The organism is Cupriavidus cauae (assembly GCF_008632125.1).
Classification (GTDB): domain Bacteria; phylum Pseudomonadota; class Gammaproteobacteria; order Burkholderiales; family Burkholderiaceae; genus Cupriavidus; species Cupriavidus cauae.
On the sequence record NZ_VWRN01000013.1, the window covers coordinates 1 to 13,542 of the forward strand.

Consider the following 13,542-nt stretch of genomic DNA (forward strand, 5'->3'; position numbering starts at 1 on the left):
CCCCGAACGCGGCCAGCGCCGCCGGCGGAACGCGGCGCCCCGCCGGATCGGCAATCGCCCGGCACACGACGAACGGCAGCCCCGCCGCGCGCGCCGCCGCGGCAATGCGGTGCGACTCCATGTCGACGGCCACCGCGCCGGTCGCCGCATGCAGCGCGCGCTTGTCAGCAACGGCGGCGGCCGGCGTGTCGACGCCCGCGATCGTGCCGCCAACCGCCCCGGCCAAGGCCAAGCGAATCGCGTTGGCCCAGCAGGCGTCTGTGTCGAAGCGCTGCCCTTCGGCCGCCACGGCATCGGCCACGATCACGCTGCCTGGCGGCAGCGCGGGATCGAGCCCGCCAGCGACGCCGAAGCTGATCACCCCGGCGTAGCGGTGCGCCGGTTCCTTGCCGTCGCGCAAAGGGGCCGTCAGCGCGGCCGTAACCGTGGGGCTCAGCGCGGCGGTGAGCGCATGGTCGAGGGCATCGCCGCGCAGGCCGCTCAACGTGGTGGCGTCTGGCCAGTTCAGCAGCCGCGCCTCGAAGGCCATGCCGGTGACGACGAGCCAGCGCGGCGCATCGGCATCGGCGCAGTTCGCGGCATCTGTCACATGCCCCATGGCATGCGGCCCGCGGCATCGTTGGGAACGGCGGCATCGGCCGAACTGCCGAGGCCTCCACGATTGCCGGGATCACCCGGGTCGCCGGGATTGGCAAGGTTGCCGGGATTGCCGAGATTGCGGTAGCGCGCCAGCGCCCACAGCGCGAAATACCGCGCATAGCCGTGATAGCGCAGATAGAACACGCGCGGAAAACCGACCGCGGTGAAATGCTGCTCGTCCCACAGCCCGTCGGCGCGCTGCTCGCGCAGCAGATAGTCGATGCCGCGCGCGACCGCCGGCTGCTCGCGGCAGCCGGCCGCCATCAGGCCCAGCAGTGCCCAGGCGGTCTGCGACGGCGTGCTCGGCGCGCTCTCGTGGCCGCGGTAATCGAGCCGGTAGCTGCTGCCGTCCTCGCCCCAGCCGCCGTCCTCGTTCTGTACCGACAGCAGCCACTGCGCGGCGCGGCGCACCGGCGCGGCATCGGGCCCGAGCCCGGCCGCCTGCAGCGCGCACAGCGCGCTCCACGTGCCATACAGGTAGTTGGTGCCCCAGCGCCCATACCAGCTGCCGTTTGCCTCCTGCTCATCGAGCAGATAGCGCAGCGCCTGCGCGGCGGCGCGGCTGTTCGCCGGCAATTCGCCCAGCTGCGCCAGCATCGACAGGCAGCGCGCCGACACGTCGGCGGTGGGCGGATCCAGCAGCGCGCCATGATCGGCGAACGGGATGCTGTTCAGATGGCTGTGCGTGTTTTCCGGTTCGAACGCGCCCCAGCCGCCGTCGCTGCTCTGCATGCCTTCGATCCATTCGCGGGCGCGAGCCAGCGCGGGCGCGACGCGGCCGCCCCAGCGCGCATCGCCACGCGCGGCGCGATCGAGCGCCATCGCGACCACGGCCGTGTCGTCGACATCGGGATAGTGGGGATTGGCATACTGGAAGGCCCAGCCGCCAGGGCGCAGATGCGGCCGGCGCACCGTCCAGTCGCCGCGCACGTCGAGCACCTGCAAGGGCAGCAACCAGTCGAGCGCGCGCCGCGCCGCCGCCAGCGCGCGTTCGCCGCCGGCTTCGAGCATCGCATGGCAGGTCAGCGAGGTGTCCCACACCGGCGAGAAGCAGGGCTGGCAGTACGTCTCATCGCCCTCGCCGCCATGCTCGACCAGCAGACGGTCCAGCGCCGCGCGGGCCTGCGCGACCGCGGGCTCGTCGCGCGGCACGCCGAGCGCATCGAACATCATCACCGCGTTGACCATCGCGGGAAAGATGGCGCCGAGGCCGTCGTCGCCGTTCAGGCGCTCGCGCACGAAGCGCTCGGCCTGCTGCATCGCGCGCTGGCGCAGCGCGCGCGGCGACAGGGGCTCGAGCACGCGCAGCGCGACATCGACGCCGCGGAACACCGCATACCAGAAGCGGCTCTGGTGCGGCGCCCTGCCCGGCATCCGCGCGGCCTGGCTGGGCCGGCGAAACAGTTCGTCGATGCCGACGCGGCGCGGATTGCGCGCGCACGGACGCAGCGTGTTCAGCACCAGCAGCGGCACGATCACCGTGCGTGCCCAGTACGAGATCTTCGACAGATGAAAGGGAAACCACAGCGGCAGCAGCATGATCTCGACCGGCATCAGCGGCACCGCGCGCCATGGCATCACGCCGTACAGCGCCAGCAGCGTGCGCGTGAACACATTGCTCGCTTCGGCACCGCCCAGCGCCAGGATCCGCTCGCGCGCGCGCCGCATCGCCGGCGCATCGACCGGCTCGCCGATCATCTTCAGCGCGAAATACGCCTTGACGCTGGCGCTGATATCGGACGCGCCGCCATGAAACAGTGGCCAGCCGCCGTCATCGTTCTGCCGGCGCAGCAGATAGCGCGCGATGCGCCCCTCCCGCGCGGGATCGGGCGCCTCGCCCAGATAGTGGACCAGCAGCACGTATTCGGACGGGATCGTGGTATCGGCCTCGAGCTCGAACACCCAATGGCCGTCGGGCCGCTGCCGCGCGATCAGCGCGTCGACGGCGTGCGCGATCGCGGCATCGAGCCGTGAGCCGGCGAGGTCAGTGGGGGCGGTGAACGAAGGGAGGGATGGCGCGAGGGAGACGACGGTGTCCGGCCGATCCTGGGTGTCCACGGGGTCCACGGCGGGCGGCGAACCGGTCAAGGCGATCTGGATTTCAGCCACATCACTCCTCGTCACGCAATGACATCGCGAGGCAGCCGGCGGGGCGGGACCACGACCGGCGCGTGCGAACCCGCGATCGGTGTTGGGGGTCGGGCGATTATAGCAACAAGGCCGAACGCGGGCCGGACATGCCAACTTGCCTTGACAGCCCCCGTTCCCGGCTTCTATGCTGGCGCGCATTGTTCCTTTCAAAAGACCGATGTTCTGTTGTACGGAATACAAAAGAACTTCGGCGAGATCGCCATGAACCCCGACTCCCCCAACGACAGCCCACCCGGGGCCGCGCCGAAAGACCGCCGCAAGCCGCTGCGCGGCATCCGCGTGCTCGACCTGACCAATGTGCTGGCCGGCCCCTTCTGCTGCCATCAGCTCGCGCACTTGGGCGCGGACGTGATCAAGGTGGAGACGCCCGGCACCGGCGACCTGGCGCGCCAGCTGGGCGCCGACGCCGAGCTGAACCGCAGGCTGATGGGCGTGTCCTTCCTCGCGCAGAACCCCGGCAAGCGTTCGATCACGCTGAACCTGAAGCATCCGCTCGGCAAGCAGGCGCTGCGCCGGCTGGTCAGCGAGTCCGACGTGCTGGTCGAGAACTTCCGCCCGGGCGTGATGGCGCGGCTCGGGCTCGGCTACGACACGCTGAAGCAGGACAATCCTCGGCTGATCTATTGCGCGATTTCCGGCTTCGGCCAGGACGGCCCGCTGGCCGACCTGCCGGCCTACGACCAGATCATCCAGGGCATGGCCGGCGTGATGAGCATCACCGGCGATGCCGAGACCGCGCCGTATCGCGTCGGCTATCCGGTCTCGGACACCGTCGGGGGGCTGACCGCGGCGCTGGCGGTGGCCGCGGCGCTGGCGGATCGCGACCGCACCGAGGGCTATCTGATCGACGTGTCGATGCTCGAATCGACGCTGGCGACGATGGGCTGGGTGGTGTCGAACTACCTGGTGGCCGGGCGCGAACCGGCGCCGATGGGCAACGACAACATGACCGCGAGCCCCTCGGGCACCTTCCGCACCGGCGACGGGCTGATCAATATCGCCGCCAACAAGCAGGAACAGTTCGAGGCGGTCTGCCGCGTGATCGGCCGGCCGGAGCTGGCCACCGACCCGCGCTTTGCCGAGCGGCAGGCCCGGCTGCAGCACCGCGCCGCGCTGCAGGGCGAGCTCGAGGCGCAGCTGACGCGCCAGCCCACCGCGCATTGGTGGCCGCTGCTGAACCAGGCGGGCGTGCCGGCCGGTCCGGTCTATACGGTTCCGCAGACGCTGGCCCACCCGCAGGTCGCCACGCGCGGCATCGTCGCCGAGTTTGCCGACGCGCCGGGCGTGGGACGCGACCTGCGTCTGCTGCGCACCGGCTTCAAGCTCGACGGCGCCGCGCCGGCGGTCGATGCGCCGCCGCCCGAACTGGGCCAGCACACGCGCGACATCCTCCTCGAACTCGGCTATACCGCCGAGCAGATCGACACCATGCAGGCGGAGAAGGCCCTATGACCGCATTCGACCCCTCCAACCCGGACGCCGGCCAGCGCCGCGCCGAAGACTGGTGGCGCAGCGCCATCATCGACATGCAGCCCGGCGTGATCCGCTATCGCGGCTATCCGATCGAGCAGCTGATCGGGCGTGTCTCGTTCGCCCAGATGATCTGGCTGATGCTGCGCGGCGAACTGCCGCCGCCGGGCCAGGCCGCCCTGCTCGACGCCGCGCTGATGTCCGCGGTCGACCATGGGCCGCAAGCGCCCAGCATCGCGGTGGCGCGCATGGCGGCGACCTGCGGCGTGGGCCTGAACAATGCGATGGCGTCGGCCGTCAATCTGCTCGGCGACGTGCACGGCGGCGCCGGCGAGCAGGCGGTCGCACTCTACCTGGATATCGCGGCGCGCGCCGACGCGGGACTCGCGCTGCCGGAAGCGGTGCGCGGGGGCCTGCAGGCCTGGCGCGAGCTGCACGGCAAGTACGTCTCGGGGTTCGGCCATCGCTTCCATCCGGTCGATCCGCGCGCGCCGCGGCTGCTCGAACTGGTCGACCAGGCCGCCGCCGACGGCGTGGTCGGCGGGCGGTTCGCCGCGATCGCGCGCGCGGTGGAGGTCGAGCTCGGCGCGGGCCGGTCGCGGCCGGTGCCGATGAATATCGACGGCGCCACCGCGGTGATCTACGCCGAGCTCGGTTTCCCGCCGCCGCTGGCGCGCGGGCTGTTCTGCCTGTCGCGCTCGGTCGGCATCCTGGCGCACGCGTGGGAGCAGACGGAGCAAGGCGGCCGCAACAAGGGACCGATGCCGCGAGAGTTCATCTGGACCTATGACGGGCACCCGCCGCGGGATGTGCCGGAGGCGGTGTCGCCCCGGCAGTCGCAGGGCTGAACGGTCGGGTGAGCTGTCAGGCGAGAGGTCGGGTGAGCGGTCGAGTGAGCGGTCGGGTGGGCGGCCGGACGGAAAGCACTAGTGCGTTGCAAAGCGTCGCGGCCGGCGGGTCAGCGCGTGTCGCCAGGAAGATCGGCCGCCAGCGCGGGATCGGACTGCGCATCGGCGTCCATGACCGATGCCATCGCGGAGTCCGATGCGGACGCCCGCTCCATTTCCGCCGCCGCGGCGATCGCCTCCTCCCGCTCCAGCGTGGACGCCAGCACGTAGCGATCCCGCCCGCGCCGCTTCGCTTCGTACAGCGCCCGGTCGGCGTTGCCGAACAATTGCTGCCACAGTCCCACCGAATCGGAACCGTCGTCGCGCAGCTGCGCCACGCCGATGCTGACGCTGGCGAACTTGCCCGCGGGCCCGGGCAGCGGAATCGCGCGCACCTTGCGCAGGATCCGCCGGGCCAGCGCGGTGGCCTGATGCTCGTCGGTATGGGGACACAGCACGCAGAATTCCTCGCCGCCGTAGCGGCCGGCCACATCGGAGGCGCGGCGCGAGTTGTCCAGCGCCTCGGCGATCGCCTGCAGCACGGCATCGCCGGCGCGATGCCCGCTGCGGTCGTTGACCTGCTTGAAATGATCGACGTCGATGACCAGGCAGGCGACCGCCTGCCGGTTGCGCAGCGCGGACACGATCAGCCGGCTGGCGGCATTGTCGAGCGCGGCGCGGTTCAGCAGGCCGGTCAGCCCGTCGATGCGGGCGCCGCGTTCCTTGTTGGCGATCACCTGCTCCAGCGCCATCACGGTGAAGCCGAACAGCCCGAGCAGCGTCGCCACCAGCGGGGCGAGCACCACCACGGCGTTGTAGGTGGCGTCGTGGGTCAGATTGGCCGCGTTGAACGGCGACGCGGAAATCGCATTGTCGGCCTGCCAGGCCGCGGACGCGCCATAGAGCTGCGCGCACAGCTGCACCGCGCTCGCCAGCAGCACCAGCGGCAGCCCGATCTCGCTATGGCGCACGCGCGAGCGCAGCAGCACGAGGATCGTCGTCAGCGACAGCAGCGCCAGCGCGACATAGGCGACGCGATGCAGCTGCAGTACCGGATGGGGTCCGGTCAGCGCATCGAGCGCCGCGGCGACGGTGACCACCACGGCGGCGCCCTGCATGCGGGTGAATCCGGGCAAACCCTGATGCACGCGCACGCCGCAATAGATCGTCAGCTTGCCGGCCAGATAGACCATCACCGCCACCGCGCCCACTTCGACCAGATGCACCGTGGCGGCGTTGATCGTCAGCGCCAGGCCGCCGGCGGACAGCACCAGATGGCCGCCGGCCCATAGGCGGCCGGCATCGGTGCGGATCAGCGCGAACACAAGGCCCGTCGAGATCAGCAGCGTGCTGGAAAACACTACCATCATGACGATCACAATGCTGTGCTGGTCTAGCTGCACGGTATCCCTCGGAAAATGCCGCGTTGCATATGCCCCGGCGGCACGGCCGCTCGTCCCAAAAACCTTTGATGATAGCCGTCGCACCGGCACCGGGCATCCCCCTTGAGTCGGGCATGGGCTGGCGGCAGCCTCGGCGTGCCGCCAGCCGGCCGACGCACGCTCAGTCGTCGAAGGGGAAGCTGCCGCCCAGCGTTTCGGTCAGCGCGCGCGCGGCGCGCAGCACGTCGGTGCGGAAATCGGGCCGATAGCGCGAGGCCGGGCAGGTCAGCGTCAGCGCGCCGCGCAGTTCGCCGCCGGGGCCGAACACCGGGGCCGACACGCCGGCGATATCGGGCACGCGGTCACCGACCAGCGTCGCCACGCCCTCGCGGCGAATGGTGTCGTACAGCTGGCCGCGCGCGCCGGCGAAGGCGCGCAGCACGCGCCCGCCAGCGCCGCGGTTGCGCGGCAGCAGATCGCCGGCGCGGGCATGGTCACGCACCGGCTGCGGGGAATCGACGCGATAGAGGCATAGCCGGTGCTCGCCCTGCTCGACATGGAAGGCGGCGCTCTCGCGGGTGTCCTGCACCAGCTGGCGCAGCACCGGCATCACGGCCGTCTCCAGCGAGAACGACGCGGCATAGACCGCGTGCAGGCGCGCGACCTCGGGGCCGAGGCCGTAGCGGCCGTCGGCATGCCGCACGACCAGCCGCGCATGCTCGAGCGAGGCGAGCAGCCGCAGCAGCGTACTTTTGTAGAGGCCGGAACGCTGCGCCAGCTCGGCCAGCGTCAGCGCGGTATCGCCGAGCCGGAACGCGCGCAGCAGGAACAGCGCGCGATCCACCGCTACCGCGCCGCCCTCGGCGGCATGCTTGTCGGCTTCGGAAACCTGGGCGGCTTTACGGGGCATCGGTGATGGGTCAGCGGATCGGCGGGTCGCGGGCGCGGCGGGCGGATGCAGCCGGGCGCGAGGCGACCGTGCACCGTATAGAACGGCGCTTTCTTTGTCAATGCAGACCGCTTCGCGTCACCGGCCTCCCCCCGGACCCGGGCCGCCTCATCCCGGCTCCAACGCGGCTGGCCACCTCAGCGGCCGCACCCGAGCCGTCTCACCCGAGCCGCCTCACCCGAGCCGCCTCACCCGAGCCGCCTCACCCGAGCCGCCTCACCCGAGCCGTCTCACCCGAGCCGCCTCACCCGAGCCGCCTCACCCGAGCCGCCTCACCCGAGCCGTCTCACCCGAGCCGCCTCACCCGAGCCGTCTCACCCGAGCCGCCTCACCCGAGCCGCCTCACCCGAGCCGTCTCGCCCCCGGCCACCTCACGCCAACCGCCGCACCACCGCGTCCGCAAACTCGCGCGTGCTGGCCTTGCCCTTCAGGTCGCCGGTGCGGATGTTGTCCTCGTTCAGCGTCCGGTCGATCGCGGTGCGCATCCGCTGCGCCAGGTCCTGGCGGCCGACATGGTCGAGCATCAGTCCGGCCGCCAGCATCAGCGCGACCGGATTGGCCACGCCCTTGCCCGCGATGTCCGGCGCGGAGCCGTGCACGGCCTCGAAGACCGCCGCGTGCTCGCCGATATTGGCGCCCGGCGCCAGCCCCAGCCCACCGACCAGTCCCGCGATCTGGTCGGACAGGATGTCGCCGAACAGGTTGGTGCACAGCAGCACGTCGAACTTCCACGGGTCCAGCACCAGCTGCATCGCGCAGGCATCGACGATGCGGTCCTCCATCTCGACCCGCCCCGCATAATCGGCCGCCACCTCGCGCGCGGCCTCCAGGAAGATGCCGGTCAGCGCCTTCAGGATGTTGGCCTTATGGACCACGGTGACCTTCCTGCGGCCATTGCGCAGCGCGTATTCGAAGGCGAAGCGGGCGATGCGCAGGCAATCGGCGCGCGTATTGGTGCCGGTGGACACCGCCACCGCGCGCGGATCGTCGCCGACGGCAATGTAGTAGTCGTGCGCGACATAGAAGCCGCCGACGTTCTCGCGCACCAGCACCAGGTCGATGTCCTGATAGCGGCCCGGCACCAGCGTGCGCGCCGGCCGCACGTTGGCGTACAGCTGGAACAGCTCCCGCAGCCGGACATTGACCGAGCGGAAGCCCCCGCCCACCGGCGTGGTCAGCGGCCCCTTCAGCGCCAGCCCGGTGCGGCGGATGCTGTCCAGCGTGGCCTCGGGCAGCGGGTCGCCGCTGGTCTCCAGCGCCGCCATGCCGGCCTGCTGCGTTTCCCAGGCGAACGGCGCGCCCAGCGCGTCCAGCACCTGCAAGGTGGCGTCCATGATTTCCGGGCCGATGCCGTCGCCGGGAATCAGCGTGGCCGGGATGGCGGCACCGCCGCCGGGGGTCGCGCTGGTGGTCGCGCCGGGGGTCGCGCCGGGCGTCGTCCTGTCGGCCTTGTTGGTCGGATTTGCATCGGTTTGCACAGGCGATCTCCACAAATTGACAATGACTTCGGGTGGCGGCGGCACGCCGAGGCGACGAACAGCCCGGGCCGGCACTGGCCGGCAGCCAAGGCCCGATCAGCCGCCAGGCGCCTTGCCCGCCGGGCTCGCGCCCGCCCCGCCCGGGCCCATGGCCGGTTCGCCCGTCCCTTGCTCCGGCGCGGCGCGCGTGCGCACCACCACCTCCGAATGCAAGGTTCGGTGCACCGGGCACTTGTCGGCGATGGCCAGCAAGGCCTCGCGCTGCTGCGCGTCGAGCGGCCCCCGCAGCGTGACCTCGCGCTCGATCCAGTCGACCTTGCCGTCGCGCGTGTCGCATTCCGCGCAGTCCGCGGCATGGATCTTCTCGTGCCTCAGTGACACGCTGATGTGTTCCAGCGGCCAGCCCTTGCGCTCGGCCACCATCCGGATCGTCATCGAGGTGCAGGCGCCCAGCGCCGCCAGCAGCAGGTCGTAGGGGGCCGGCCCGCCGTTCAGGCCGCCGAACGAGACCGGCTCGTCGGCCAGCAGCCGGTGCTTGCCGACCGTGACCTGCTGCTGGAACTTGCCGGCATGGTTCTCCTCGACCCGCACCAGCCCTTCCTCGACCGCGGCGGCCGGCAGCGTGGCCGCGTCGATGCCGAGGTAGCGCTGGCTCCAGGCGGCGATGGTGTTGGCGACATAGGTCGCGTCCTCGCGCCGGGTCAGCAGGTGATCGGCATGGTCCAGCGAGACGAAGCTCTTCGGATGGCGGGCGGCGATGAACAGCTGGCTCGCATTGTCGATGCCGACGGTCTCGTCGACCGGGGAATGCATCACCAGCAGCGCGCGCCGCAGCTGCGACACCTTGGCGAGCAGCGTCTGCTCGGCGACGTCGTCGAGAAACTGCTTGCGGATGCGGAACGGTCGTCCCGCCAGTTGTACCTCGGCTTCGCCGTTGGCGGCGATGGTCTCGGCGTGCTCGCGCAGCAGGCCGACCACGTGCGAGGGATCGCTCGGCGCGGCGATGGTGGCCACCGCCTTTGCCTCGGGAATGCCGTCGGCCGCCGCCAGCACGGCGGCGCCGCCCAGGCTATGGCCGATCAGCAGCGCCGGCGCCTGCAGATGCTGGCGCATGTAGTCGGCGGCCGCATGCAGGTCGGCCACGTTCGACGAGAAATTGGTGTTGGCGAAATCGCCGCCGCTGCCGCCCAGGCCGGTGAAGTCGAAGCGCAGCACCGCGATGCCGTGCTGCGTCAGGGCCTGCGCGATGCGGCTGGCCGCCACCACATCCTTGCCGCAGGTGAAGCAATGCGCGAACAGCGCGTAGGCCTTGACCGGGCCAGCCGGCATGTCGAGGCGGCCCGCCAGCGGCTGACCGTCATGGCCCGGGAACTGGATCTTCTGGTTGGCGTGGCTGGTTGGAGTCGCCGGGTTCGCCGGGCTGGGCTGATTTGATGGGTCGGGCATGCGATGGCTCCTGGCGAAAAAATGGCGCGATGGCCGGTCCTCGTTACTGTAGCCGCTTCGACCATCGAAGTGGCCGAAAGGTCATGCTAATCCGGCCGCTTCGCCTTCATCGGGAGGACCGCACCACGGCCTTCGCCAGACATGCGGTAGACATGGCGCAGACAAGCAGCAGACATGTCGCTGGCCTGCGATCGGCACGCGATGACAGGGCCGATCCGTCACGGGTAATCCCTACATTGTTGCGCTTGGTTGCAATTCCTAACATGAAGTCAATTACAAACCACTTGCACGCCGCCCCCTTCCAATTCGGCAGAGTCGCCACCGGGCCGGCCACCGCATCGCAATTCCAGACGTCGCATCAACGGTTCGAGGCTGGCGCACTCGCGGCGCTGCCTCCGGTGTCGTCAACAGCAGCAAGGGGGAAGACAGCATGGCAGCGAAAAACAAGCGCGGTGCGGTATCGCGACGGGGATTTCTGGGCGGGGCGGGGGCTGCGGTCGGTGCAACGGCGCTGGGATTTCCGGCGATCGTCAAGGCCCAGGGTCCGATCACGATGCGCTGGCAAAGCACCTGGCCCAGCAAGGACATCTTTCACGAGTTCGCCGGCGACTTCGTCGCCAAGGTCAACGACATGTCGGGCGGCGAGCTGAAGATCGAACTGCTGCCGGCCGGCGCGGTGGTCAAGGCGTTCGATCTGATCGACGCGGTCAGCAAGGGCACGCTCGACGGCGGCCACGGCGTGATCGCCTACTGGTATGGCAAGAACTCCGCGCTGGCGCTGTGGGGTTCGGGACCGGCCTGGGGCATGGACCCGAACATGCTGCTGGCCTGGCACAAATACGGCGGCGGCAAGGAGCTGCAGCAGGAGATCTACCGCAGCCTGAACCTGGACGTGGTGTCCTTCCTGTACGGACCGATGCCGACGCAGCCGCTCGGCTGGTTCAAGAAGCCGATCACCAAGCCGGAGGACTTCAAAGGCCTGAAGTTCCGCACGGTCGGCCTGTCGATCGACATCTTCACGGGGCTGGGCGCCGCGGTCAACGCGCTGCCCGGGGCCGAGATCGTGCCGGCGCTGGACCGCGGCCTGCTGGACGCGGCCGAGTTCAACAACGCCAGCTCCGATCGCGCGCTGGGGTTCCAGGACGTGTCCAAGGTCTGCATGCTGCGCAGCTTCCACCAGTGCTCGGAACAGTTCGAGATCCTGTTCAACAAGAAGCGCTACGACGCGCTGCCGCCCAAGCTGCGCGCGCTGATCGCCAACGCGGTGGATGCGGCATCGGCCGACATGTCGATGAAGGCGATCGACCGCTACTCGAAGGACTATCAGGCGCTGCAGCAGCAGGGCGTGAAGTTCTACGCGACGCCCAATTCGGTGCTGCAGGCGCAGCTGAAGATCTGGGACGAAGTGGTGGCGCGCAAGGAAAAGGAAAACCCGATGTTCAAGAAGGTCAACGACTCGATGAAGGCGTTCGCGCAGCGCAGCACCCGCTGGCAGAACGACACCAACGTCGATTACCGGATGGCCGCCACGCACTACTTCAGCAAGCGCAGCTGACCAGCGGGGCGCGATCGTGCAATCCCTGCTGCTTGCGATCGACAGGATCAGCACCCTGATCGGTCAGGCCGCCTCGTGGCTGATCGTCGCGTTGACGTTGATGATCAGCTACGAGGTGTTCTCGCGCTATGCCCTGTCGGCACCGCACGCCTGGGTGTTCGACGCCAGCAACATGCTGTACGGCGCGCTGTTCATGCTGGCCGGCGCCTATACGCTCGCCAAGCGCGGGCATGTACGCGGCGACATCCTCTATGGCTTCCTGCCGCCGCGCGCGCAGGCCGGCATCGACCTGGTGCTGTATCTGGCCTTCTTCTTCCCCGGCGTGATCGCGCTGGCCTGGGCCGGCATCGATTTCTTCGAGGTCTCGCTGGCGCAGAACGAGCACTCGTCGATCGCGGCCGACGGTCCGCCGATCTATCCGTTCAAGGCGGTGATTCCGGTCGCGGGCGCCCTGCTGTTGCTGCAGGGGGTGGCCGAGACGATCCGCTGCGTGATCTGCCTGAAGCGCGGCCATTGGCCGATGCGCGAGGGCGACGTCGAGGAAGTCGACGTGGACAAGCTCAAGCAGATGGTCAGCGCCGAAGCCGCGGCGGGGACGGTGGCGACGCCGGCGGTCGCGGAGGGTGGCGCAGCGCGGGACGAGCGAAATGAGCGCGATGGTGCCGATGAAAGCGTTGAACGGAATCAACGCGATGAGGGCGGCGGCCGCGATGCAACCGACCGACGCGATGCGCCTGCGCCCGATGCGGGCCCGGGCGATCCGCGCGATCGTCTCGATCCACGCGGCCTGCGCGACGATCGCGACGATCGCGACGACCGCGAACACAAGCCAGCGCGCGAAACCGACGGAGCGCCGCGATGAGAAAGGAACTGTGGTTCGGCGCCACGCTGATGGTGCTGATCGTCGCGGCGGTCTTCATCCTGATGCCGTCGCCTTCGGAATGGACCAATGGCCATCTCGGCCTGCTGATGCTGGCGTTGATCGTCGCCGCGATCATGCTCGGCTTTCCGACCGCGTTCACGCTGATGGGCATGGGCGTGCTGTTCGCCTGGCTCGCCTATCGCCATGCCGATCCGAACATCGCCGTGCAGCAGACGCTGGACCTGATGGTGCAGCGGACCTATGCGGTGATGACCAACGACGTGCTGATCTCGGTGCCGCTGTTCGTCTTCATGGGCTACCTGGTCGAGCGCGCCAACCTGATCGAGCGGCTGTTCCGCAGCCTGCATCTGGCGCTGGCCTGGCTGCCGGGCTCGCTGGCCGTCGCCACGGTGATCACCTGCGCCGTGTTCGCGACGGCGACCGGCATCGTCGGCGCGGTGGTCACGCTGATGGGGCTGCTGGCGCTGCCGGCGATGCTGCGCGCCGGCTATAGCGCGTCGCTGTCGGCGGGCGCGGTCACCGCGGGCGGCTGCCTCGGCATCCTGATTCCGCCGTCGGTGCTGCTGATCGTCTATGGCGCTTTGGCTCCGGCGCGGTGCCCGTCATTCCCGGGAGGCATATGCCGCCGATCTCGATGCGGCGCCGACGGGTGGGGCCAAGCCCCCTCACTGTAGAATACGATAACGATTCTCGTTTATTGAT

Annotated in this window: 9 protein-coding genes and 2 pseudogenes; 5 read left to right on the top strand and 6 right to left on the bottom strand. The window is 69.8% G+C overall.

The genetic code is table 11. The features are described from left to right. A partial coding sequence (locus tag F1599_RS02735) for a phosphorylase family protein (RefSeq protein WP_190286286.1) occupies positions 1 to 589 on the bottom strand: 589 nt, incomplete at its 3' end. Then, positions 586 to 2,697 carry a squalene--hopene cyclase gene (shc, locus tag F1599_RS02740; RefSeq protein ID WP_395894649.1) on the bottom strand — a complete coding sequence of 704 codons (2,112 nt, stop codon included), beginning with the start codon at positions 2,695 to 2,697 and terminating at the stop codon, positions 586 to 588. The genes F1599_RS02735 and shc, both read right to left, overlap by 4 nt. A 294-nt stretch (positions 2,698 to 2,991) precedes the next feature. Between shc and F1599_RS02745 the strand changes: the two genes are divergently transcribed. Beyond that, positions 2,992 to 4,242, top strand: a complete 1,251-nt coding sequence (locus F1599_RS02745) for a CaiB/BaiF CoA transferase family protein (RefSeq protein ID WP_150082164.1) — start codon at positions 2,992 to 2,994, stop codon at positions 4,240 to 4,242. Then, positions 4,239 to 5,108, top strand: coding sequence for a citryl-CoA lyase (locus tag F1599_RS02750; RefSeq protein ID WP_150082165.1), 870 nt, complete (start codon positions 4,239 to 4,241; stop codon positions 5,106 to 5,108). Before F1599_RS02745 ends, F1599_RS02750 begins: the two co-directional genes overlap by 4 nt. A gap of 110 nt (positions 5,109 to 5,218) precedes the next feature. On the opposite strand, the gene F1599_RS02755 is transcribed toward F1599_RS02750, so the two are convergent. From F1599_RS02755 to F1599_RS02770, 4 genes are all read right to left on the bottom strand, one after another. Then, positions 5,219 to 6,517, bottom strand: a complete 1,299-nt coding sequence (locus F1599_RS02755) for a GGDEF domain-containing protein (protein WP_223819437.1) — start codon at positions 6,515 to 6,517, stop codon at positions 5,219 to 5,221. A 193-nt stretch (positions 6,518 to 6,710) separates the two neighbouring features. Then, entirely contained in the window at positions 6,711 to 7,439 is a 729-nt protein-coding gene (locus tag F1599_RS02760; protein ID WP_149318086.1) for an IclR family transcriptional regulator, read from the bottom strand. Between the two features lie 410 nt (positions 7,440 to 7,849). Further along, entirely contained in the window at positions 7,850 to 8,857 is a 1,008-nt protein-coding gene (locus tag F1599_RS02765) for an isocitrate/isopropylmalate dehydrogenase family protein (RefSeq protein WP_150082167.1), read from the bottom strand. 195 nt (positions 8,858 to 9,052) lie between these two features. Continuing rightward, positions 9,053 to 10,402, bottom strand: a complete 1,350-nt coding sequence (locus tag F1599_RS02770) for a bifunctional alpha/beta hydrolase/OsmC family protein (RefSeq protein WP_150082166.1) — start codon at positions 10,400 to 10,402, stop codon at positions 9,053 to 9,055. A gap of 430 nt (positions 10,403 to 10,832) precedes the next feature. Between F1599_RS02770 and F1599_RS02775 the strand changes: the two genes are divergently transcribed. The 3 genes and pseudogenes from F1599_RS02775 to F1599_RS02785 all read left to right on the top strand — a co-directional run. Beyond that, positions 10,833 to 11,957: a TRAP transporter substrate-binding protein gene (locus tag F1599_RS02775; RefSeq protein WP_149318084.1), complete on the top strand. Its 1,125-nt coding sequence runs from the start codon at positions 10,833 to 10,835 to the stop codon at positions 11,955 to 11,957. Between the two features lie 16 nt (positions 11,958 to 11,973). Next, positions 11,974 to 12,532, top strand: a pseudogene (locus F1599_RS02780) (TRAP transporter small permease subunit); the annotation flags it as partial. 283 nt (positions 12,533 to 12,815) lie between these two features. Beyond that, positions 12,816 to 13,427: pseudogene (locus tag F1599_RS02785) on the top strand (TRAP transporter large permease subunit); the annotation flags it as partial. Positions 13,428 to 13,542: the final 115 nt, after the last annotated feature.